The 23,356-nt window shown below is 43.4% G+C and carries 20 protein-coding genes and 1 pseudogene; 13 read left to right on the top strand and 8 right to left on the bottom strand.

All coding sequences use genetic code 11. From position 1 onward, the window contains the following. Positions 1-249 precede the first annotated feature (249 nt). Positions 250-2,298: a methionine--tRNA ligase gene (metG, locus tag AC0VYG_RS15580; RefSeq protein WP_475428872.1), complete on the bottom strand. Its 2,049-nt coding sequence runs from the start codon at positions 2,296-2,298 to the stop codon at positions 250-252. Between the two features lie 300 nt (positions 2,299-2,598). On the opposite strand from metG, the gene apbC reads away from it, so the two are divergent. The 3 genes and pseudogenes from apbC (at position 2,599) to AC0VYG_RS15565 (ending at position 5,160) form a co-directional block, all read left to right on the top strand. Beyond that, entirely contained in the window at positions 2,599-3,711 is a 1,113-nt protein-coding gene (gene apbC / locus AC0VYG_RS15575) for an iron-sulfur cluster carrier protein ApbC (RefSeq protein WP_475428871.1), read from the top strand. Between the two features lie 9 nt (positions 3,712-3,720). Next, positions 3,721-4,308 carry a dCTP deaminase gene (gene dcd / locus AC0VYG_RS15570; protein ID WP_475428870.1) on the top strand — a complete coding sequence of 196 codons (588 nt, stop codon included), beginning with the start codon at positions 3,721-3,723 and terminating at the stop codon, positions 4,306-4,308. Between the two features lie 193 nt (positions 4,309-4,501). Further along, positions 4,502-5,160: pseudogene (locus AC0VYG_RS15565) on the top strand (IS5 family transposase). 134 nt (positions 5,161-5,294) lie between these two features. Here the strand turns inward: AC0VYG_RS15565 and AC0VYG_RS15560 are convergent. Then, a complete protein-coding gene (locus AC0VYG_RS15560; protein ID WP_475428869.1) occupies positions 5,295-6,368 on the bottom strand; it encodes a porin in 1,074 nt (357 codons plus the stop codon). Between the two features lie 852 nt (positions 6,369-7,220). On the opposite strand from AC0VYG_RS15560, the gene AC0VYG_RS15555 reads away from it, so the two are divergent. After that, positions 7,221-8,108, top strand: coding sequence for a diguanylate cyclase domain-containing protein (locus AC0VYG_RS15555; RefSeq protein WP_475428868.1), 888 nt, complete (start codon positions 7,221-7,223; stop codon positions 8,106-8,108). 223 nt (positions 8,109-8,331) lie between these two features. Beyond that, positions 8,332-9,330 carry a branched-chain amino acid aminotransferase gene (locus AC0VYG_RS15550; protein WP_475428867.1) on the top strand — a complete coding sequence of 333 codons (999 nt, stop codon included), beginning with the start codon at positions 8,332-8,334 and terminating at the stop codon, positions 9,328-9,330. A gap of 133 nt (positions 9,331-9,463) precedes the next feature. On the opposite strand, the gene AC0VYG_RS15545 is transcribed toward AC0VYG_RS15550, so the two are convergent. After that, positions 9,464-10,318: a glycosyltransferase family 2 protein gene (locus AC0VYG_RS15545; RefSeq protein WP_475428866.1), complete on the bottom strand. Its 855-nt coding sequence runs from the start codon at positions 10,316-10,318 to the stop codon at positions 9,464-9,466. A 417-nt stretch (positions 10,319-10,735) separates the two neighbouring features. On the opposite strand from AC0VYG_RS15545, the gene AC0VYG_RS15540 reads away from it, so the two are divergent. Further along, positions 10,736-10,951: a hypothetical protein gene (locus AC0VYG_RS15540; RefSeq protein WP_475428865.1), complete on the top strand. Its 216-nt coding sequence runs from the start codon at positions 10,736-10,738 to the stop codon at positions 10,949-10,951. A gap of 36 nt (positions 10,952-10,987) precedes the next feature. Here the strand turns inward: AC0VYG_RS15540 and AC0VYG_RS15535 are convergent, their stop codons facing one another. Further along, entirely contained in the window at positions 10,988-11,731 is a 744-nt protein-coding gene (locus tag AC0VYG_RS15535) for a class I SAM-dependent DNA methyltransferase (RefSeq protein ID WP_475428864.1), read from the bottom strand. Positions 11,732-11,858: 127 nt separating this feature from the next. Beyond that, positions 11,859-13,151: an NCS2 family permease gene (locus AC0VYG_RS15530; protein ID WP_475428863.1), complete on the bottom strand. Its 1,293-nt coding sequence runs from the start codon at positions 13,149-13,151 to the stop codon at positions 11,859-11,861. A gap of 364 nt (positions 13,152-13,515) precedes the next feature. On the opposite strand from AC0VYG_RS15530, the gene AC0VYG_RS15525 reads away from it, so the two are divergent. Next, positions 13,516-14,145: a class I SAM-dependent methyltransferase gene (locus tag AC0VYG_RS15525; protein ID WP_475428862.1), complete on the top strand. Its 630-nt coding sequence runs from the start codon at positions 13,516-13,518 to the stop codon at positions 14,143-14,145. 208 nt (positions 14,146-14,353) lie between these two features. Here AC0VYG_RS15525 and AC0VYG_RS15520 read toward each other — a convergent pair whose 3' ends face one another. Next, on the bottom strand, positions 14,354-14,644 hold the full coding sequence (locus AC0VYG_RS15520) for a Dabb family protein (RefSeq protein WP_475428861.1): 291 nt from the start codon (positions 14,642-14,644) through the stop codon (positions 14,354-14,356). Positions 14,645-14,667: 23 nt separating this feature from the next. After that, positions 14,668-15,969 carry a flavin-dependent oxidoreductase gene (locus AC0VYG_RS15515; RefSeq protein WP_475428860.1) on the bottom strand — a complete coding sequence of 434 codons (1,302 nt, stop codon included), beginning with the start codon at positions 15,967-15,969 and terminating at the stop codon, positions 14,668-14,670. 212 nt (positions 15,970-16,181) lie between these two features. Between AC0VYG_RS15515 and AC0VYG_RS15510 the strand changes: the two genes are divergently transcribed. Both AC0VYG_RS15510 and AC0VYG_RS15505 read left to right on the top strand, forming a co-directional pair. Further along, positions 16,182-16,379 carry a CPXCG motif-containing cysteine-rich protein gene (locus AC0VYG_RS15510; RefSeq protein WP_475428859.1) on the top strand — a complete coding sequence of 66 codons (198 nt, stop codon included), beginning with the start codon at positions 16,182-16,184 and terminating at the stop codon, positions 16,377-16,379. 86 nt (positions 16,380-16,465) lie between these two features. Then, positions 16,466-16,921 (top strand): DUF4234 domain-containing protein, encoded by a 456-nt coding sequence (locus tag AC0VYG_RS15505; RefSeq protein ID WP_475428858.1) that lies wholly within the window; start codon positions 16,466-16,468, stop codon positions 16,919-16,921. 13 nt (positions 16,922-16,934) lie between these two features. Here AC0VYG_RS15505 and AC0VYG_RS15500 read toward each other — a convergent pair whose 3' ends face one another. After that, on the bottom strand, positions 16,935-17,795 hold the full coding sequence (locus AC0VYG_RS15500; RefSeq protein WP_475428857.1) for a TraB/GumN family protein: 861 nt from the start codon (positions 17,793-17,795) through the stop codon (positions 16,935-16,937). 255 nt (positions 17,796-18,050) lie between these two features. Between AC0VYG_RS15500 and AC0VYG_RS15495 the strand changes: the two genes are divergently transcribed. The 4 genes from AC0VYG_RS15495 (at position 18,051) to AC0VYG_RS15480 (ending at position 23,351) form a co-directional block, all read left to right on the top strand. After that, on the top strand, positions 18,051-19,067 hold the full coding sequence (locus AC0VYG_RS15495; RefSeq protein ID WP_475428856.1) for a CobW family GTP-binding protein: 1,017 nt from the start codon (positions 18,051-18,053) through the stop codon (positions 19,065-19,067). A gap of 181 nt (positions 19,068-19,248) precedes the next feature. Then, a complete protein-coding gene (locus AC0VYG_RS15490; protein WP_475428855.1) occupies positions 19,249-21,054 on the top strand; it encodes an acyl-CoA dehydrogenase C-terminal domain-containing protein in 1,806 nt (601 codons plus the stop codon). Positions 21,055-21,143: 89 nt separating this feature from the next. After that, the gene (locus AC0VYG_RS15485; protein WP_475428854.1) at positions 21,144-21,458 is read left to right on the top strand and encodes an SCP2 sterol-binding domain-containing protein; all 315 of its coding nucleotides are present in this window, start codon (positions 21,144-21,146) and stop codon (positions 21,456-21,458) included. A 189-nt stretch (positions 21,459-21,647) separates the two neighbouring features. Then, positions 21,648-23,351 carry an AMP-binding protein gene (locus tag AC0VYG_RS15480; RefSeq protein WP_475432552.1) on the top strand — a complete coding sequence of 568 codons (1,704 nt, stop codon included), beginning with the start codon at positions 21,648-21,650 and terminating at the stop codon, positions 23,349-23,351. The last annotated feature ends 5 nt before the right edge of the window (positions 23,352-23,356 follow it).

Genomic DNA, 23,356 nt, shown 5'->3' with positions numbered 1-23,356 from the left:
GTATGTTAAATATCGAGGAGTACGCATACGCTGCGTAAGAGCGTAACTATACCAAGCTGCTTATAACTAACAAGTTAAAATTCGCCGAAAAATAGATTAATTTAGAATATATTTAATAGGTAAAACTTATATAATATTATTTTATTGTTAATCTTTTTTATGTTCTTAGTATCACGAAATACGCCGATTAAATGAGACATTTAATCGGCGTAGGTTTGTCTCTACTATTTATTTATACTAAAGAGTGGGTTACATCACTCGTTGGCCGGGTTTCGCGCCAGCATGTGGTTCCAATAAATAAATTTCATCTTTACCTGGTCCAGCGGCAAGCACCATGCCTTCTGATAGGCCAAACTTCATTTGACGTGGTGCAAGGTTGGCTACCATGACGGTTAATTTGCCTTCTAGATCTTCTGGCTTATACGCAGATTTAATCCCAGAGAAGACGGTACGTGTTTCACCGCCGAGGTCGAGTGTCAGCTTTAGCAATTTGTTGGCTTTTTCCACATGCTCTGCTTTGGCAATCAGAGCGATACGCAGATCGACTTTTGCAAAATCATCAAAAGAAATTTCTGCTGCAATCGGGTCTTTGCTGAGTTCCGTTTCTGTCGTCGCTTGTGACGTTTCGGCCGCTTCTGCAGCAGCGACGGCGGCTTCTTTTCCTTCTTCTATCATGGCATCGATTTGTTTTTGATCAATGCGAGCCATTAATGGTTTAAAGGCGTTCACTGTTTTGCCAAACAATAACTCACTGCGATTGTCCCAAGTGAGTACTTTGCCAAGGAAGGCTTCTGCATCGGCAACCATTTGCGGCATCACTGGTTTCAAATAGGTAGCTAAAATACTAAAGAGATTCAGGGCCACGGTACAAACGTCTTGTACTTTAGGTAGGGTGGCCTCGTCTTTTGCCAAAACCCACGGTGCTTGATCTGCAATGTATTCATTGGCTTGATCGGCTAGATGCATAATCTCACGAATCGCTTTGCCATATTCGCGGCTTTCGAAATGTTGTGCGATGACATCGCCTGCATCAATGAAGGATTGAATCATAGCGTTTTCGCTAACATCGCTTGCTAGCTGACCATCAAACTTTTTATTGATGAAGCTGGCGGTACGGCTGGCGATATTAACCACTTTACCCACTACATCGGAATTCACTCGCTGTACAAAGTCTGACAAGCTTAAATCAATGTCATCGACACTGGCATTTAACTTAGCAGCAAAGTAGTAGCGTAAGTATTGCGGGTCCAAGTGGTTCAAATAAGTGCGCGCCATGATAAAGGTGCCACGCGATTTTGACATTTTTGTACCGTCTACAGTGACGTAGCCATGGGCGTTAACCCCTGTTGGTGTGCGATAACCCGCGCAGTCCAGCATGGCGGGCCAAAATAATGCATGGAAGTTGATGATGTCTTTACCTATAAAATGGTAAAGCTCAGCATCGGAATCTTTAGCCCAGTAATCGTCAAAGGTTAACCCTTCAGTGCGATCACACAAGTTTTTGAAACTAGCCATATAGCCGATAGGGGCATCTAGCCAGACGTAAAAGTACTTGCCAGGCGCGTCAGGGATTTCAAAGCCAAAATAAGGTGCGTCGCGGCTGATGTCCCATTCTTTTAGACCCGCGTCTAGCCACTCAGAGAGCTTGTTTGCTACCTGGTCTTGTAAGGTGCCACTGCGTGTCCATTTTGCTAAAAAGTCTTGAAATTCTGGTAGTTTAAAGAAGTAATGTTCCGATTCTTTTTCTACTGGCGTGGCACCCGAGTAAACCGAGCGAGGATTAATCATCTCCATCGGCGTATAAGTGGCAGAACAGACTTCACAGTTATCGCCATATTGGTCCTCAGCTTTACATTTAGGACAGGTGCCTTTAATGAATCGATCTGCTAAGAACATCTCTTTTTCTGGATCATAGGCTTGTGTGATTGAACGGACAGCTATTTTATTGTTATCACGCAAGCGCTTATAAATATAATTAGAGAATTCGCGGTTTTCATCTGAGTGTGTTGAATAATAGTTATCGTAGCCGATTAAGAAGTCTTTAAAGTCGGCCATATGTTCCTGACGAACACGATCGATTAGTTGCTCAGAAGTAATGCCTTGCTGATCGGCTTTTATCATAATGGCGGTGCCGTGTGCATCGTCAGCGCACACAGCTGTACAAAGATGGCCGCGAAGTTTCTGAAAACGCACCCAAATATCGGTTTGGATGTGTTCCAGCATATGCCCTAAATGGATGGGGCCATTTGCATAGGGAAGGGCGCTGGTAACTAAAATTTTGCGTTGCGTTTGTGCCATTATTGATCAGCCTGCTGGATTAAAAAGGGTCAAGTATTTTATCAATAGTAGCGGGCGCTGAATAGGAAGTGAGGTGCCTTTCCAGATAGACAAGCTGCATAGGTTTTTCTGAAAAAGCGAGCGTCGTACTATTGGTAATCATAAGTCGGCTAATTATAAGTGCCCATCCTTTGTGTGCAAGGGGTAGGCTTGCTTTTCTGCAAATTGCCCCCAAATTGGCTTCTATTCTGGTTATTAATTCACATGACAAGGGCCGTTTCGCACAAACGTGTCGATGAATGGTCTGTTGGAGATACTCCTTTGACAACTCAAACACATACTGATGATCATCAACCTAAGCAGCGACTGTTAGACAGCCAAATACAGTCTCGTTTAGAAAGCCTGATTGATGAAAATAATGGTCATGCTTATGGTGCCATTTGGACAATCAAGACGGACGCAGAGCGTATCATGCTAACCTTGCATCTAGGGTATCCTGCTGAGCAAGAGAAAGCCTCTCTTGAAACTCGGATCAAGCGTGAATTAAATGATAGTCGTGATGTGGTACTAGAGATTGATTTTCAAGTAGAGCGCCATGCAACCCAAGGTAATCTCTCCGGGTTGCAGGGTGTGAAGAACATTATTGCGGTTGCCTCAGGTAAAGGTGGGGTTGGTAAATCCACAACGACGGTGAATTTGGCGTTGGCGATGGCCCGAGAGGGGGCGCGTGTTGGGATTCTTGATGCCGATATCTATGGGCCCAGCCAAGGTATGATGATGGGCTTTGCGGATGGTACTCGTCCTCAGGTGCGAGATGAAAAGATGTTTATTCCGCCTATTGCCCATGGTGTTCAAGTGATGTCCATGGCATTTTTGACGACTAAAGATACGCCAGTTGCCTGGCGAGGGCCAATGGTGACAGGGGCGTTGATGCAAATACTGACACAAACGGATTGGAGTAATCTCGATTACTTGTTTGTGGATATGCCCCCTGGTACTGGTGACATCCAGTTAACCTTGTCACAAAAAATTCCGGTGGCAGGTTCTGTTATCGTGACGACTCCACAAGACATTGCTTTATTAGATGCACGTCGCGGTATTGAGATGTTTAATAAAGTGAATATTCCTGTATTAGGGCTAGTAGAAAATATGTCAGTGCATATTTGCTCGAATTGCGGTCATCATGAAGCCATCTTTGGTAATGAAGGTGGCATCGCCTTGGCGAAAGAATATAATGTGGGCGTTTTGGGTAAATTACCCTTGAGTCTTGCCATCCGAGAGCAGAGTGATGCTGGTTCCCCTGTAGTGGTCAGTGCGCCAGAAGGTGATATCGCCGCTATTTATCAGTCGATTGCTCGCAAGCTTGGTGCTACTCTAGCGTCCCCACAGAATGAACAGTTTACCATGCCAATCATTGGCATGAGTGATGATTGAGGAAAAGTAATGCGTTTGTGTGATCGAGATATAATTATCGCTCTAGATGAAGGTTCTATAGTGATTGATCCGCGCCCTGATAACAGTGTGATCAGTGGTGTGTCTGTTGACTTACGATTAGGTAACTCGTTTCGAGTATTTCAAGGTCACCCTGCGCCATATTTGGATTTGAGTAGCTCAAAAGCAGATCTTAATAAAGTGATTGAGTCTGTAATGAGCGATGAAATTCTCGTTGACGATGGTCACCCGTTTTTTATTCATCCTGGTGAATTAGTGCTGGGGGTGACGAAAGAATCGGTCACCTTGCCTGACAATTTAGTTGGTTGGCTGGATGGTCGCTCTTCTTTGGCTCGTCTTGGTTTAATGGTGCATGTGACTGCGCACCGTATTGATCCGGGTTGGAGCGGCGGTATTGTCTTAGAATTTCTTAATGGCGGTAAGTTACCGATTGCTTTGAGCCCAGGTATGACCATTGGTGCCATTAATTTTGAAACCATGTCGGGGGCGGCAGATCGACCCTATAACAAACGAGATAATGCAAAATATAAAGACCAAAACTCTGCCATTGGCAGTCGAATTTCAGGTGATAAAAACTGATTATTAGCTGACTCGTTTTTGTTACTTTTCCACTAAGAGGCTCCGGCCTCTTTTTTCTTTTGTCTAGACAGCAATCCTTGTTTAAGAAATGTTGTCTATATTGTTAGAGCATGTTGATCTTTGCGGTATGAAAAATAAGTAGCAAGAGGAGCAGTTATAATAGTTTTGCCAACAACCAAAATCACCACTCCAAATGCCAACAGATGATAGCAGGGTACTGCTATCAAGAATTATGTCCCTAACGGGACGTGTTTATAACAAACCTGAACATAGAATGACCCTGGAAGGTATTTTATATCGCATGAGAACAGGTAGCGATTTTTCAGCTTCTTAACCGCTTAAATAATCCTGAATGGCTGTTTATTGACGCAAGTATTGTTAAAACTGATCAAGATGGAGCAGGTGTTAAAGCTCTGTTTGGGCAAGCGATAGGAAAAAGTCGAGGCGGTAACTTGACCAAAATACATTTAGCGGTAGATAGTGGCGGCCTTCCTGTCTGTTTTGAGTTATCTGGTGCCAAGTAAACGATGTATGTCGGGGTGAATCCTTGATATTAGCGTCACTGGAAGCAAAGGTCATGGTGGCTGACAAAGGGTACGATAGCCAAACATTAAGAGCGAGTATTCAACACAGAGGTGTTCAACATGTCATACCAAGAAAACGTAATAGCAAGCAAGGAAATGAGTATGTGGACTGGCGTTTATATCGTTATTGTCACTTGGTTGAAAATGCGTTTCTAAAAATCAAAAAGTACCGTGCCATTGCGACACGGTACGATAAATTAGCTGGAATTACCAAAATGTCGTTGCACTCGCCTGTACGCTAATGTGGCTACCCATGTGGGCTGATTGAAATATGTACACAAAAGATCAACACGGTCTAGTCATTAGCTCTTTTCAGAAGGGGGGACTGAAAAGGCTATAAAAACACGTAATACTTACTAGTTCGGCTTAACTATATCCTTTTAGTTAAGCGAATAGCCTAAATTAAAACGTGTAGTTTAATCCGCCGTAATAAGAGTTTGAACCATTTGTGTTATGTGTGACCTGAGCAATAGTTGTAACGTTGCTGAATACATGGTAAGCCACACCTAGTTTAAAGGCTTTAGCATAGGCGATGTCATCATTTTGAGTTGGTTTTCCACCATCAGGATCTGGTGTTGTTGCTACATCACTGTCTTGTGTGCCGTATGCATAACCTGTGGTGAAGGTGTATTTATCCATATTATAAGATGCGGCCACTTCGTAGCCATTGCGAGAAGCTGTGTTTTTTCCATCGTCTTCTTTGTTGTGTGTGTACACACCAGCAAAGTAAAGGTTGCCCACTGTATAGTCTGCGGCTAAACCATAATTTGATTTGGTTGCATTATCGGTAAAGGTTTGATAGGCGTAACCAGCGCGTAGGTTTAGAGCATCCGTCAGGGCGTAAGCGGCAGCAGCACTATAGGCGTTGTTTTGTGTTTTGAAATTCGCTGAAGTTAAGCCAGCATCAAAAACATCCAAAATATCGCCATTGTCTGACTTGCCACCTTCTGTTGTCTTAAACTGGTAAGAAACTTCAACAGACAGTTTGCCGATAGTATTAGAGTATAGAGCTTCGTTAGGAGCCCAGTCGTAGCCATAAGTGCCAGCTGAAGCCTCAAGACCATCATAGTTAAAAATATCAGTCGCGCTGGTGACTAAGGTGTAGAATGGGGTGTCATTTTGGCCAAAAGTAAATTTACCAATACCCTCAAACCCAAGTCCAACGAACTGGTAGCGAGCTTTAAGGTTGTCTCCGCCATTTCTTAGGTTCGAACTTCTTTTGTCTGAAGCGGATTGCATGTCCCAGCCAGTACGAAAGAATGCACTAGTGCCATTTTCATCTTTAATTTGTCCTTTAACGCCTAAGCGGGGACTAAAACTGGACGAGCTACCTTTTACAGAGTTATTTGTAGCAGTGAACTTTGCACGACCATAGATATCCAAGCTGGAATTATCCGTTTTTATGATACTAGCGGCGTTTGCTGCTGTTGCTGCTAGCAGTAAGGGAGTAGCTAGGGTGAATATCGCTTTTTTCATGAAATGCATTCCTTCATTGTTTATTGTATCAAGTGTGCTTTCTATTAAATTGATAAGTGCACATACTAGGTAAAGTTAAACTTATTTTGGTGTTTCTATTTTTTCTGCTGTTCCTCTCCTCTTGTTCCTTGCCTTCACTCTTGTTTCTCTGCTTTCGTTGAGTAGGGACTTTTCAACTGCTTTGTGTCCTTAGGTATTTTTTATATGTTGCTTGCATATAAAGCGAACCAATATTTACCCTGACAAAGAGCGACTCCTCCCTGAAATCGGACAAATTTGTCTTTTTATGCATCATATTGGTGCGAAAAATACCTTCATGACGTCGAAAAGTGATCAAAAAAGCACGTAGAACAATCGTTAGGCTGACTTTACGGCCTGTATTGATGGTTACTCTTTCGCTCTCTAACAAAGCATAAGAGTCTTCAATACACTAAATTACATAACATCATCATTGTTCACCCTACATGATTTTTATAGCACAATATATGCCAAGATGTAAAAAAAGGATAAATTACACAACTTAATGTCTCAAATAAGTATTTTAATGACTATTATTTACTCAATTTTAAGTGTTTTTATTTTTGATGAAATTTTCATAAATTCACTATGGGTGTCATATAAGCACCACATTGAGGCATAAGCGTTACTTTCTGTTACAGGATAAGGCGTTCAGACAATGAATATGTGGGTGTTTTTTGAACAGTTGGTTATACTTTTCTTCTGGACTGGACTGGACTGGACTGGACTGGACTGATTTGGTTTGATCTATTTTGTTGTTCTCCTTATATGTGTGTTGTTCGTTTGATGGGTGAATAGAGAATATTTGTTTTGAGTGAGAGGCGATTCGATTAAATGAAAGAGGGTGAGTTGATTGGTCTTTCTGATGTGTTGGGGTTAATGCTCGATGCGGTTTGTGTTGTCGATCGTTTTGGGCGATTTGTTTTTGTCAGCGCAGCGTTTGAGAATATGTTTGGTTATTCACCTAGTGAGGTAATTGGTCAGTCTATGGAAAGTATGGTGTTTCCAGAAGACAGGCACAAAACCTCTAGTGTAGTGGAAACGCTGTTAAATGGAGAGATTCAGCCTCGTTTTGAAAATCGCTGGGTTCACAAGAGTGGGCGTATTGTCCATGTTTTGTGGTCGGCTCGTTGGTCTGAAGAGCACCAAGTACGAATTGCTGTGGCCCATGATATTACAGAGCGTAAGGTTATGGAGGCTCGCTTAGTCTATATGGCGGCACATGACCAATTAACAGGCTTGCCTAATCGCGCTTTTTTTCTTGAGCGTTTAGAAGAGATATTGTTACGAGCCTGTCAAAATGAAAACGCTCTTTCTCCCGTGGTGATGTTTGTGGACATTGATGGCTTTAAACAGGTTAATGATAACTATGGTCATGGCGTAGGAGATAAGTTATTACAGGCAATCGCTCAAAGGTTACACCATTGTGTTGGTGAGTCAGGGTGTGTGGCGCGTCAGGGAGGAGATGAGTTTCTTGTCTTATTAGACGATAATTATTCAAGAGGTGATGAGCAGGCTATTGCGCAAAATGTCGTGTTAGAGGTTGGTAAGCCTTTTGATATTGAAGGGTCATTACTTCATGTCTCTGCCAGCGTTGGTCTATCTAATAGTAAAAATCATGCAACGACCGTATTGGAGCTTATTCAACAGGCTGACCTTGCCATGTATCAATCGAAAAAATTAGGTGGAAATCAAGTGACGGTGTTCGATACAGAGAATTAGAAAGGTCACCAATCTATCAATGCAGTCCATCCCGTTCTTTATCAATTACGCAAAAATACGATAAATAATCGTTTGCTCTATTGGTAGGTACGAAACAGTCTTTCTTGCTGGTGCTTTCTGCTTTAATATCATGAAAAGAATCGGTCAAGGCGGGTCGAAGAAGTTTTTGATGGATTTAGTGGCGGTTGATGATCGCAATCATTTATTTGTATAGGAAATAGTAATGGCGGCTTTTGGTAGCATTTTTATGCCTCGCATGGCATTAGCAACATTTGAGAATAACCAATGGGGTGAATCTAAGATTGTCCCATCAGATAGTATCCCAATGCACCCAGGTGCGCATGTATTGCACTACTCTAGTACTTGCTTTGAAGGCTTAAAAGCATTTCGTCACGCTGATGGTAGTGTTCATGTGTTCCGTATGGATCAAAATATCAAACGTTTTTCACAAAGTAGCCGTTTATTAGCCTTGCCAGATGTAAATGAAGAGCAAGTTGCTCAAATGATCAAAGATATTGTGGCTGAATTTGCCAGTGATGTGCCTGCGCCGCCGGGTTCTATGTATATTCGTCCAACACATATTGGTACAGAAGCTATTATAGGCAAGGCGGCAGCGCCTAGTTTGACCTCTATGATGTATGTTTTGTTGTCTCCAGTTGGGGATTATTTTTCAGGTGGTGCGCATGCCTTACGCATTCTCCTAGATGAAAATGGACAGCGTTGCGCACCTCATATGGGAATGATTAAAAGTGGTGGTAACTATGCTAGTGCGCTTGGACCGATCATGAAAGCCAAAGAAGAGGTTCAGGCGGATCAAATTTTGTTCTGTCCTAATGGGGATGTGCAAGAGACGGGAGCGGCGAACTTCTTATTGATTGATGGTGATGAAATTATTACCAAAGCGTTGGATTCGAGCTTTTTGCATGGCGTGACACGTTCTTCTATTTTGACGATTGCAAAAGACCTTGGCATGACCGTCAGTGAGCGTGACTTGACCGTTAGCGAATTACTAGAGCGTGCTGCTAAGCCTGGTGTTGAAGCGGTTCTGTCAGGTACGGCAGCAGTACTGACCTCTGTGGGGACTTTTATCCATAATGATAAAGAGTTCAAGGTGGGATCGGGTGAGCCTGGGCCAATCGCAGAAAAATTACGTAAAACGCTAAATGATATACAGTGGGGAAATGCGCAAGATACACACAATTGGCTAACCAAGATTGTTTAATGTGCCTTCCTTAATGGGCTAGGGAGCGTCCCTAGTTTTTTGAAAAGCCAGAGTTTATGCTCTGGCTTTTTGCTTTCTGATGAGGGGGAGTCTTGCTACAGTGATGTACTATTAAGGTGTTTTTTATTGTGGCTTAAGCTTGTTTTACTATGGCTTTGACTGGCTGAGCTGTGAAGGTTTGAAAGTCACCATTAAAACCATTCTCTATGGCTTTTTCGAAGGCTAAATTCAATGTTTTTTTATAGGTGATAAGCTCTATGACTTTATTTTTAAACTGTGTATTTTGAAAGCCAAGTCCATCCATATGAAGTCGCTGCAAGGTTTCCTGATAAGCTTGATCAAAAATATTACCAACATTGGGTGCATGGCACATAGACTGTTTGTGCACTCGGTATTCGTGTAGAGCTTCTGGATGAAATGTGGCATAGTCGGCTGTTTCTAATGCCCTTAGGTTAAATAGAGTGTCACCACCTCTGGCAATGGGCTCCCAATTGTGTTGCGCCAAACTATGATGAAATAAAAACAGTAGAGGGGTATTCGTAGTATAAAAGTCGTCAATCGAAAGTTGGGTGGGCGTCTGCTTGACTCCCATGGCAATGGTTTGTTGAGAGTCCTCATTAACCACACAGACATTATCAAGTGAGAGACCAGATGCCTGAGCAAGGGGAATAAGTTGTGCTAAGCGAGTGGGGTAGTAGAGATCATCCACATCCAGCGGGGCAATCCATTCGCCTCTAGCGTATTTTTTGCCGACGTTGCGGGCAATATTAGGGCCACTGCGTGTTTGCTCTGTTTGGGTAAAGCGCAGTCTTATATCTTGTATACCTTGTTGCTTCAACCACCATTTATAATCGAAGCCATCATCTGCGATGAGGATGCATTCCCAGTTTGAATAAGTTTGTTGAAAGAGAGAGTCAAGTGCTCTTATAAGAGTCATCTGTCCTTGATAAACGGGCATAATGATAGAAACCAAATTGGCAATTGCCATACTATAACTTCCTTAACGTCCTGTTAACGATATGCAGTCTCTTATGTGCTTTAGAACAATAATGCTTTTTATAACATGGTCGATGCCGGTATGGTATTGTTTTAATGCTCGCTCGTAAGGTCTTTGTTATTTTTTTAAAGAGAGTTTTGGAACGGCAGGGATGTTGTTCATTATTGACTGATGGCTGCAAAAGCATTGGACTATTGATGAGGAAAAAGGACGGAAGCTTGTTTGTTTCGTAGATTTTTTTAAAAACATTATCTAATTGTGGCGTTTCAGAGTAGAGTAGAAGAAGGTTATATTTTCTACTCCCTCTAAGACGCTCATATCACATCCGCTCTTGTCATTTTTCTTTGGCAGATACTGATCAAGCTGTGTTTTCACACGTCTAATTTGGATACAACATAAAGGTATATTATGGTTACTAGTAACAAAGATTTTTTCTTAAAACGAATCTGTATTTTTGCGGGACAAATTATTGACCCTAACTCCGACTCTCAAGTGATTGCGATATTGAAAAGTAAATTTAATATCCGCCTTCCTCAAAGGCGGTCTGTGACAGAGTCTTTATCCTCCACCGTAAGTGATCATGAGATCATCAGTTTGATTTTGAAATATCGCTCGATGGCATAAGTCGCAGGTCTGTTTACCGTTCGCCGTTTGTATTCGCTAAGCCTTTACACACACAAAGATCGCATTTCCTGATTGCCTTTGCCACGGTATGATTTTTCCATAGTCGTGCTCAAAAATATGCACTTCAAAATATGGTGATAGCATGTCTTGTAGTTCATCAAAGTCTAACGCCACCATTGGATGCGCATCTTGCCAAGTTTGTTGAGAGTCGTTCGAGACTTTGTTAATGCTTAAGTTTAATGTTTGCTTTTCTCCATGGCCAATATAGTGCCAAGCTGATCGAAATGTGAAACGACTGTCTTCATGATTAATACTGTGCTGAATAAATAAATCATTATTTATCTGACGCCTATCCACCACATTAAAAAAGAAAACACCGCCTTTTTCTAATGCGTTGTGGGCGCTTTCGATGCATCCTGCCAGATTTTTAAGAACGCCGCTGTAATGAATGGAATACAAAAAGCAGGTAATTAAATCAAAGCGCTTTTCGTAATCAAATGCGCACATATTACCTTGTGAAAATTGTGCCTGAGGGCAGCGCTCTTGGGCGATATCAAGCATGGGGTGGTTGATATCTAAGCCAGAACAGTCGTAGTTTGTGGCAGAAAAATACTGAATATGTGGCCCTGTTCCACAGGCCAAATCTAAGTGGCGCTTTCCACCATTGCCGAAAATTTGATGCATACGATGGGCACTATCACTTTGTGTTTTATAGTCAATGTCGGCGCACATGAGATCATAGTAACAAGAAAGGTCTGTGTATAAGGCGTTGTGAGGCATGAATACTCTTTTTTAAAAATAACGCACATTAGGATGAGGCCGAATCGCCCCATAAAGGAAAAACGAGCATCAGATTGCCTGATACTCGTTTGGTGCTTTCGATTTAATAAGCTTGATGTGTTTTGTCTTAGGCAAATACGACAAACTTACAGATAAACAAGATGGCGAGCACGTAAGTGGCGATGTTCACTTGCTTATATTGACCAGATAGGACTTTGATGACGGCATAGCTGACAAAAGATAAAGCAATACCATCGGCAATTGAGTGGGTCAATGGCATGGAGAAAGCGGCAATAAGTACGGGAGCAGCATCGGTAATATCGTCCCAGTTTACTTTTGCTAAGCTGCTTGTCATTAATACCGCAACGTACAACAGGGCACCTGCTGTGGCGTAACTTGGAATAGAGTCCGCCAAGGGTGAAAAGAACAAACTGATTAAGAATAAGACGGCGACGACAACGGCTGTTAAGCCTGTTCGCCCACCAGCAGCCACGCCTGATGCGCTTTCAATATAGCTGGTTGTCGAAGAAGTACCGAGTGCAGCGCCGATGGCTGTGGCGCTGGAGTCGGCTAAAAGGGCTTTTTTCAAGCGAGGTAGTTTGCCTTCTTTATCGAGTAATCCCCCGCGTTGACCTACGCCAAGAAGCGTGCCTGAGGTATCGAATAGATCCACGAATAAGAACGCAAAAACCACACTGATCATGCTGAGTTGAAAGGCGCCTTCAACATCCATGGCCATAAAAGTGGGGGCAATAGACGGTGGAGCAGATACGATCCCAGTAAAGTGGTTTTGTCCAAAGATCATTGAAAGAACAGCAATAAATAAAATGCCGATCATCACCGCCCCTGTCACATTCAAATACGACAAAGCGCAAATAACAAAGAAGCCAAGTAATCCGTAGAGAGCGGAAGGGGATGATAGATCGCCAAGGCCAACGTCTGTGGCGGGATTTTTAACAATAATGCCTGTATTTTGCAGTGCAATCATAGCCAAAAACAGGCCAATACCCGCTGCAATGCCTAATTTTAATGAGTTGGGGATAGCGTTGATGATCCACTCGCGAATCTTAAAAATACTGATGAGAATAAAGATGATACCGGATAGAAACACCGCGCCTAATGCTTGTTCCCATGTGTAATGCATGCCTAATACGACACTGTAAGTAAAAAAAGCATTGAGTCCCATTCCTGGAGCGAGCGCAATGGGGTAGTTGGCGTATAGCCCCATGATCAAACAGCCCACAGCAGAGGCAAGACAGGTGGCAACAAAGACCGCCCCTTGATCCATGCCCGCTTGTGCAAGAATGGATGGATTGACGAAGATGATGTAAGCCATGGTTAAGAATGTGGTGACTCCACCAATGACTTCTTTGCGCACCGTGGTGTTATGCGCCTTGAGTTGAAAATAACGTTCAAACATAGAGAAACCTTATTGCTAATGGGTTGGCGCGATGTGAAGCCTAAATGTTAGGTAGTGGTTGTTATTGTTCATCATCAACATGCCAAAATAAGAGAGTAAAACTGATTTTTTGGTCAGTTTTATGCCAAGGGGCGGCTAGTATAAAAAAAGACGGAAGGTTTGGGGAGAAAAATCGTAAAAAATGTATATGAATCCTGCCGAAATCGGAGGAGGTCAGTGCATCAGCATGGGTGGGCAGAGGGGTGTGATTTGATATAATTGCCCTTTTAGAGGAGCGTGTTTTACTGATCGTATATATAGGTCATCTTGTGACGCTTCTTAGAGTAACCGTTTTAATTGATTTGAATAGTAAGAGGGCTGCTGGATGCTTGAGTATTATGAACAACGACAACCTGAATATGAACAAATCTACTCTATTATTGAAAGACAGGACGATTTGGCGTGGTTGCAGCGTAGGCTTGAAGCATCGGTTCTTGGTCGACGAGTGTTAGAAGCGGCCTGCGGTACCGGGTATTGGACACGACGAATAGCCAACGCGGCGCTTTATGTACTGGCGACAGATGCATCCGAAAAACTGGCTAAAAGTGCGTTAGACAGTTGTGAAGGCGGGCATGTTGACTACCGGGTGATGGATGCATTTCAGATTCCCGATAGCAGTGAGTTTGATGTTTTTTTAGCAGGATTTTTCTTCTCCCACATAAAAATGCAACAGCGTCGAACCTTTATGAAAGGCATTGACCGAGCTATGAAACCTGGTTCTAGGGTGATTTTATTTGATAATCGCTATGTTGAAGGCAGTAGCACGCCCATATCGTCTCGTAGCGAGTATGGGGATACTTTTCAGATGAGAACACTCTCGGACGGCAGTGGCTATGAGGTACTAAAAAACTTCCCTGACCAAGAAGAATTAGAGGTTTTGATGGAGGAGTTTTGTCATGATGTCAGTATTGAAGAGAGTGACTATTTTTGGTTAGCCATGGGAACCTTGAAATAGGCATTTTTTCAATAGGATGGGCGTTCGGTTGTTTGTTTGCTTGCTTGCTTGCTTGCTTGTACTTTCCTTTGAGACGGAGAATGTGGCTAAGCCACTAAGCGTTGTCATGCCTACTAAAAATAAAGAGTACATTGAGAAAAACAGCCCAGTTTGTTTATGCCGGGCTGTTTCTTGTGTTTTAAGTTAAGTGTGTATTGGCGCAAACGTTCTAAATGTGGCAATCCAGTGCGCCAGCCTGAGCCACTTTCGGGCCATTAAACTCTACGATTGCAACGTGATCTGGATGTCTTTGGTAGGTGCGCAAATCTTCAAGTGAGTCAAACTGCATATTCAAGACAACATCCCAGCTTCGCTCTTCGTGAAGCTCATCAATGCTTACCTCAATACGTCTGATTTCTTTAATGGTGTTTTTGAGTGCGAGCATTTTGTCTTTAAAAGCTTGGATATGTTCATCCGATGTGCCTTCTTGATATTTGATAAAAACGTAATGTTGCAGCATGTGCGATCTCCCAATTTATAAAGCTAAGCCACTTTTTTCTTCATTTTAATGGTTGGTGGGGCGGTATTGAGAGCATCAATTGCATAACCAGCCGCTGCTTTATAGTTGGCCATTAACTCTTGGCGATCCGTCTCAGGAAAAACGTCTTCAATATCCTCAAACACTCCGCCACAGCGTTTATCCAGCTCATTTAGAATAACAAATGGGCCTGCTCCTCGATTACGTAATACGACGTTAGAAATAGGCTCACAAAGTTGCTTGTTAAATGCGCTAAGGGCTGAACTATTGATACCATGTTCCACTAGTGCAGCGCCAAGAATACGGGCGTCTACAATGGCCTGACTGGCACCGTTCGAGCCTGTTGGGTACATAATATGAGCGGCATCGCCCATTAGTGCGACGTTATTATCAACCCAAGTGGGGATAGGGTCTCTGTCAATCATGGGGTATTCAAAGACTTCCGTTGCTCCGCGAAGCAGGCCCTGAATGTCGACCCAATCATAGTTCCAATCTTCGAAGTGATGGATGAAATCTTCCAAAGCGACTTGTTTATTCCAATCGCCACTCGTCCAGCCTTGCGAATTGTCCATGGTTACTTCAGCAATCCAGTTAATGGTTGCTAGTCCTGTAACGGGGTCGGCTGGTGTGATCGGATAAAACACAATGCGGTGATGATGTGTCCCCAAACCGATAAAAGATGCGCCAGTGCGAATCGGCTTAGCTTGGGTGGTGCCGCGCCACATGACCGCGCCACCCCAGTGAATAGGTGGTTGGGAGGGATGCATTTGCGCACGAACGGCAGAGTGTAAACCGTCGGCCGCAATCAGTAGGGCACCTTGGACTTCCAGCGCTACACCTTCTTTGTTGGTAATATGAACGGTCACTCCCTGATCCGTATTTTGATAGCCCGTCACTTTATGACCTGTTTGAATGGCCTCTTCGCCAAGTCGCTCTAAAACCGTATGGTATAAGAGCATTTGCAGTTTGCCGCGATGGACAGAGTATTGAGGCCAATGATAGCCCGCATCTGTGCCACGAGGTTCGCAATAGACCTCCTTGCCATTGAGCCCCACCAGTGCCCATTCTTTTGTTTGTAGGCCAATTGTGTCGAGTTGTGTTGCGTCTAACCCTAAATCATACAGCTCACGTACTGCGTTGGGCTGAATATTGATGCCAACACCCAGTGGTTTTAGCTCGGCGACACTTTCATAGACTACGCAGTGAATGCCTATTTGTTCGAGTGTTAAGGCCAGTGTTAAGCCACCGATACCGCCACCTGCAATAATTACTGGAAGGTTATTCTTATTAGGAGTATTCGACATCATAAGTTTTCGTTATCCACAATTGCTGATCAAAACAGTCATTATCACCGACTGAATAAGTGCTGACAACTGAATTGAGCCATTTACCTCATTTTGTATTAACCGTGTCCTGACAGGAGTTTATGTTAGAGGGTAGGTTGCGCTTATCAGCTTGGCGTTCAAGTGTTAAGTCGGTAGGCTATTGGTTGTCTATATAGCGTGTTAGGAGTTCTTGTATGAATGATTTACTCACCACCGATATCTCATGCCCTTATTGTGGAGAGGCGATTGAGGTGATGATTGAAGTGTTAGAAGAGAGCCAAGAGTATATTGAAGACTGCCAAGTTTGTTGTCGCCCAATTATTTTTAATGTTGAGGTGGCATTTGATGGCTCACCGTCCATTCATGTTCGCGCCGAGAACGAGACTTATTGAACGGATTTTTCAAGTATTTATTGGTTTTTATCCGTGTTAATCGTTAAGATGCGCGCTTTCAAATCTGTTCTAAAGTGAGTGACCTCATGTCCGATATCGCCGCATTAAAGAAAGACGTAAACATGAAAACATGGCAGTTGCTGTTACTGACTCTCGTGACGATTGGGATTTACAATTTGGTTTGGATATTCACGACAACCCATAAGATCCAAAGACATACAGGAATCAAGGTAGTAGGTCAGCCATTTTTACTGGTTATGTCGGTTTGTTTTGCGTGGGCTGGCGTCTTTTCAGAAAGTTCCTATCCTTTAGTGGCCTTACTGAGTTTGGTTATTTCACTTGCCTTATTGACCCTGTATGAAGTGTGGGCATTTAAGGCAAGAAAGGCGCTGCAGCAGTTTGCCTTAATAGAGCATCAGCAGGTGTTCAAAATGAATAGGATTTACACCTTTTTGTTCACCTTGTATTACATTAACTATTGCATTAATGATTTACCCAAACAGCTTGAAAAACGCAAAGCAGATATAAGCACGCCACTTTGATTTGGTTTATTGATTAGATCTTTTCAACTTGATAGCCGTTGTCTTTAAGTTTGGCCAATATGCTATCTGGTCCCGCCAAATGTAAGGTCCCAACCATAATGAATTCTACTGGTTTGTCAGTGAGCATTTTTTGGATTTTAGGCATCCAAGTCTCGTTACGTTTAACAAGAAGCTCTTGATAAACCTCCGGATACTCTTGTCTGAATTCCGTTAACTCTTGTGCTTCCATGGCCTCTACATTACCTTCGCGCCAGCTTTTTCTAATCTGGCCCATGCTTTTTGTCATGTCTTTTATGTCATCTAAGGCGTATTGAATCATGCTGTTACTGTCTTCCTTATTCAAATCCGATAACATTTGGATTTGTGCATCAGGTGTTTCTAACCACGACTGTGGCTTATGGTCTTGTAAGGCCTTATTGGCATAAAATTGATCTACTCCTTCACTGACAAAGCCCATATGTTTGAGTTCAAGGGTGGTTAATGTCATGGCGATGGAACTGGGCTTTAGGTGCTGAATGGCTTCAATGGGCACATGGCGTGTGGCTAAGTAGTCTTTTAATGCATCATAAGTGCTGGGTTTGATGACGTCACCAATGGTTGTGCCGTCAGTAAAAGAGAGCTGCTCTTGCATTTGCTGGCGAAATTCGGGTTTGCTGATAGTATTCATATCAGTTTCAAATACTACTTTGTCGGCGGCTTGATAGGCTTGCTCATAAGCGAGAGGCAATGGGTAATCATCTGGGGTGAGCATGTGTACCGTGCCGCCGATATACAGGGTGTGATCACCAGAGGACACCTTCCAGACAGAGGCAGCTTGGGTTTGAAAGGTAGCAGCAGTGAGTAATGTAAGACCACATTTTTTAATAAAGCTCATAAACAACATCCGAATCCAAAGGCTGTAGGGAAGGTGCGAAGACAAGAGGACTTGTTCGTACCTTTCAAGAATAGCGCCGTTTTTATGAGGACTTCAATGAGGGTCGAAGGGCAAAATTGATTATCAGCGTAATATGCTGAAAGGGTGCTATTATTCTGCTCTTTTTATACTTTACCCTGTCAAGAGGGTCTGTTTTTAGGTAGGTAAGACTGTCTTGAAAACTGTTTTTTTTATCAATTTAAATGAGAAAGTTGAATGAGTAAAAGTCATTACCGTTATCAAGGTATTAAAGTAACGCTAATCACTGGTTTTTTAGGCGCTGGAAAAACCACTATGATTCAGCATTTGCTATCTCATGTACCGGATGGCGAACGTTGGGCAGTGCTAATTAATGAGTTTGGTGATGTCGGCATTGATGGCGCTTTAATTGAAGGCAAAGGGATTAAAGTCAAGCAGGTGCCAGGAGGCTGCTTATGCTGTACTACATCGGCTGCGTTTGGAACGGGGCTGAACGAGCTGATTACCATAGCAAACCCTGACCGGATTATTATTGAACCCACAGGGATAGGTCATCCAGATCAAATTGTGAAGCAACTGAACGTATCCCATAACCATGGCGTGTTGGAGGTTGGGGCGAGTGTGTGTTTGCTGGATGCGCGAAACTTATCGGATCCCCGATATTTAGGGCATCCGGCTTTTTTTGATCAAATCAATATGGCCGATGTGTTGATTGCCAGCAAACGAGATACCTATGATGAGTTTGAAGAAGCGCGCTTTATCGAGTTTGCTAAGCAGTTTGAACCCGCAAAAGCCGTCATTGGCTTTTCGAGCGATGGTATTGTAGATTTGGATTGGTTAAACGTTGAGCCAATCCGCCAGTCTTGTAAGCTTGATCACCACGATCACCACGATCACCACGATCACCACGATCACCACGCGTCCTCTACCAGTCAGCCCCATAAGGGAGTGACGGTTTTTCATAAGCGCGATCGTGAGCTAAGCAGTTTGGGGTGGGTGATGGAGGATCGTTATGCTTTTTCCCGCGAGGCTTTAATTAACATGTTGTCGAATTTGCAAAGCCAATCTGGTTTTTGGCGTGCCAAAGGCGTTATCAATACGCTGGATGGGCAGGCTATTCAAATCAATGTGAGTGTGGCTGAGCAATCTATCGTGACCGCTGAGGTACTAAAAGAGAGTCGTTTTGAATGCCTGTTTGATACAGGACGTAATGTAAAAAAATTCATAAATATCATCGACAATGCTTTGTTCTAAAAGGTTTTTTATTCATTTTCATATATAAAAAAGTCATTCCCTCTATTCTCTTGATGAATTTTGTCATTGATTTTGGCTCGTTTTGTTATTGAGAGAATGCAACTTATAGACGACTCTTTATGTTATGTTAATCGCTCTATTTGAGTGTGATGTGACTAAAAACAATAAGAGGTCATAGGTTATGCCAGAATATAAAGCACCCTTGCGAGATATTAAATTTGTTACCGATGAGGTTTTGGACTTTCAGAGCCACTATGCAAAATTGCCAGGAGCAGAAGAAGCGACACCCGATATGGTGTCGGCGATTCTTGAAGAAGGCGCTAAATTTGCCGAGCGTGTTCTTTCTCCATTAAATCGTGTTGGTGATCAGCAAGGTTGTCAATTCAAAGACGGTGTCGTGACGACACCTGATGGCTTCAAAGAAGCTTATCAGCAGTATGTTGAAGGTGGCTGGCCCTCTTTGTCTCACCCAGAAAGTATGGGGGGGCAAGGCTTACCTGATTCTCTGGGGATGTTGGTAACAGAGATGATTGCTACCTCAAATTGGGCGTGGGGGATGTATCCAGGCTTAAGTCATGGGGCCATGAACACAATTGAACAGCATGGTACCGATGAGCAAAAACAAACCTACCTAACGAAACTTGTCTCTGGACAGTGGACAGGCACCATGTGTCTGACTGAGCCCCATTGTGGTACCGATTTGGGGATGTTGAAAACCAAAGCAGAACCCCAGAGTGACGGTAGCTACGCTATCTCGGGTACCAAAATATTTATCTCCGCAGGTGAGCACGATATGGCAGAAAATATTGTTCATATCGTTTTAGCCCGTCTTCCTGACGCCCCCGCAGGTACCAAAGGAATTTCTCTCTTTATCGTGCCGAAATATACCGTCGATGATGCGGGAGATAAGGGCGAACGGAATCAAGTTTCCTGTGGCTCTATTGAGCATAAAATGGGCATCCATGGTAATGCGACTTGTGTGATGAATTTTGATGGTGCTAAGGGCTTTTTGATTGGTCCACCAAACCGTGGTCTTAACTGCATGTTTACCTTTATGAATGTCGCTCGATTAGGAACGGCTGTTCAAGGGTTAGCCCATGCCGAGTGGGCATTGCAAAATTCGGTGGCTTATGCAAAAGATCGCTTGCAAATGCGAGCCTTATCCGGTGCCAAAATGCCAGACAAGGCAGCTGATCCGATTATCTTTCATCCTGATGTTCGCCGGATGCTGTTAACACAAAAAGCCTTCGCAGAGGGAGGGCGAGCGCTTATTCACTATTGCTCTATGCTGGTGGATACGACGAAGCATGGGAATGAAGATGATAAAGCCGAGGCGGATGAGCTGATGTCGTTGCTGACACCGATCGCTAAGGCTTTTTTAACCGAAACTGGCTTCGAAGCAGCGAACCACGGCTTACAGGTATATGGCGGCCATGGGTATATCGCGGAATGGGGAATGGAACAAAACGTACGTGACTGTCGTATTGCGATGCTTTACGAAGGCACAACAGGGATTCAAGCACTGGACTTATTAGGTCGAAAAGTTTTAATGACTCAAGGGGCAACACTGCGTCGCTTCACCAAAATCATTCATAAATTCTGTAAGGAACACAAGGGCGATAAACGCTTTAAATCTTACATCTCTGCGCTGGATAAACTGAACAGTGAGTGGGGCGATGTGACGATGAAAGTGGGTATGAAGGCTATGAAAAATAAAGAGGAAGTCGGCGCGGCCTCTGTCGATTACTTGATGTTCTCTGGTTACGTTACATTGGCTTATTTCTGGGCTCGGATGGCCGTTGTTGCGCAAACGAAACTCGATGAAGGAACGGATGAGGAGGGTTTCTACAAGGCGAAGCTGCAAACGGCGACATTTTATTATGAGCGCTTATTACCACGGACAAAAATGCATGCAGAAGCGATGTTGTCTGGGGTTGATAACCTATTAGCCATGGAAGAAGACAATTTTCTTTTTCTCAATGCTTAGTGGAAGTGACTGTGCCATGTAAAGTCGCTTATAAAGTGAGTTGGCGCAATAGAATAATGGTATTTTTGGACTAGACTGGAGGGTAGGAAATGAGTGAAGTAAAAGCAGTGTTTGATGCTATGCTTGAGCGTTTTGATGCAGATGAAGCAGATGATATGAGCGCTGTCTTCCAATTCGATATGGATGAAGGCGAGCATTATCATCTTTCTATAGACGATGGTAAGTGTGCTCTTGCTGAAGGCGAACATGATGATCCAACGGTTACCCTTGAAATGGACTTACAGACGTTAAAAGACGTGATGAGTGGTGAGTTGGATGGAATGGCGGCCTTTATGCAAGGGAAAATACGGGCGGATGGGGATATCATGCTGGCAACTAAGTTGACGCAGATTTTTCCCCATTAGTCTTTAGTTTTGCTGGTCATAGCATACATGAGCGCCAAATAGTCACTATTTGGCGCGAGTTCCAAGCAATGCACATTCTCCTGACAAAAACAATAATTGGAGTTAAGAATGCAGATGGACAATTCGATCTCTACACAAAATGAGGGTGGTCAGTCTTCAGCTGGCTCTGTTCTCAGGGAGAGTGAAACCATGAAAAATGTATCCGGTAGTCGTGTTCCTGATGGTAACGCATTGAGCACCAAAACGCCTGGTAGTTATATTCCGGATTCACTGAACCCACATCATTACCAATCGTTATTGGATGTGTTCAATGCATCTTGCCAACGATTTGCTGATCTATCTGCTTTTAGCAGTGTTGGCCATACGATTACCTATCGTCAATTGGAAGAGAAAGCAAATCAATTTGCCGCCTATCTTCAGCAATTACCTGGCGTCAAAAAAGGGGATCGAATAGCGATTCAGCTTCCGAACATTATTCAATATCCAGTGGTCTTTTTTGGTGCGCTAAAAGCTGGGTTGATTGTGGTGAACACGAATCCCTTGTATACCCCTCATGAACTGGAGCATCAATTTAATGATGCGGGGGCAAAGGTTCTCGTTGTGTTTGCAAATATGGCGCATAACATCGAGAAAATTCTTCATAATACCGAGCTTAAACACGTCGTTATCACACAGATTGCTGATTTTCACAGCGCCCCTAAGCGCTTGCTGATTAACGGTGTGGTGAAGTACATCAAAAAATTAGTACCGAGCTACCAGTTGCCTCAAGCAATCTCTTTAAATGAGGCCCTGGCGAAAGGCCGGCATCACACAGTAACTCCCGTGACCATTACCCCAGAAGACATTGCTGTCTTGCAATACACCGGAGGTACCACAGGCATTGCCAAAGGAGCAATGCTGACTCATGCCAATTTGATTTCGAATATGTATCAGCTGAACTTTCGTTTAGAGAGTGTTCTGCATGAGGGTAAAGAGATTTTTATTGCGCCGCTTCCTCTCTACCATATTTATGCTTTTTTAATTCATGGACTCAGTTTGCTGTCGCGTGGCGGCCATTCTATTTTGATTCCGAATCCGAGGGATTTAACCGCCTTTATTAAGGAATTGAAAAATTGGAAGTTTACCGGCTTTGCGGGGTTGAATACGTTATTTGTTGGTCTGTGCAATCGCCCTGAATTTTCTGAGGTGGATTTTAGCGAACTCAAATTAACCTGCTCTGGTGGTATGCCGTTAACGAGTGCGGCGGCGACTAAATGGTTCGATGTTACTGGCTGTAAAATTGTTGAAGGCTACGGATTAACAGAGACCTCCCCCGTCGTGTCCTTTAACCCTTATGGTAAAGAGCGAATTGGTACCATCGGTTTGCCCGTTAGTGAAACGGAAATCAGTATCCTTGATGACAGTGGTAACCCAGTGGCAAAAGGAGAAGCTGGGATGTTATGCGTGCGAGGCCCGCAAGTGATGAAGGGCTATTGGCAACGTGAAGACGCCACACGAGAGGCCATGACAGAGAATGGTTTTTTCATTACTGGCGATATTGCTATGGAGCATCCAGACGGCTATTTACAAATCGTTGATCGGGCCAAGGATATGATTATCGTGTCGGGATTTAATGTGTACCCGACTGAAGTCGAAGAATGTTTATCTGCACATCCTGATATTTTGGAAGCCGCTGTTATTGGTGTGGCTGATGAAAAAGCAGGTGAGGCCATTAAAGCCTTTATTGTATTAAAAGACCCTAATGTTTCCATCGATTTAAAAGCGGTGCGGGCTTATTGCAAAGAAAACTTAACCGCTTACAAAGTACCGAAATACGTCGAGGTACGCAAAGAGCTTCCTAAGAGCAATGTTGGTAAGGTGTTGCGCCGATCTTTGCGCGATGAAAAGGCCTAAGAAGC

The organism is Marinomonas sp. 63XJN7_7_ISO-PGPR-S23-202 (assembly GCF_056173505.1).
The sequence above is the reverse complement of the archived record's forward strand: the minus strand, read 5'-3'. Positions and strand labels throughout refer to the sequence as shown.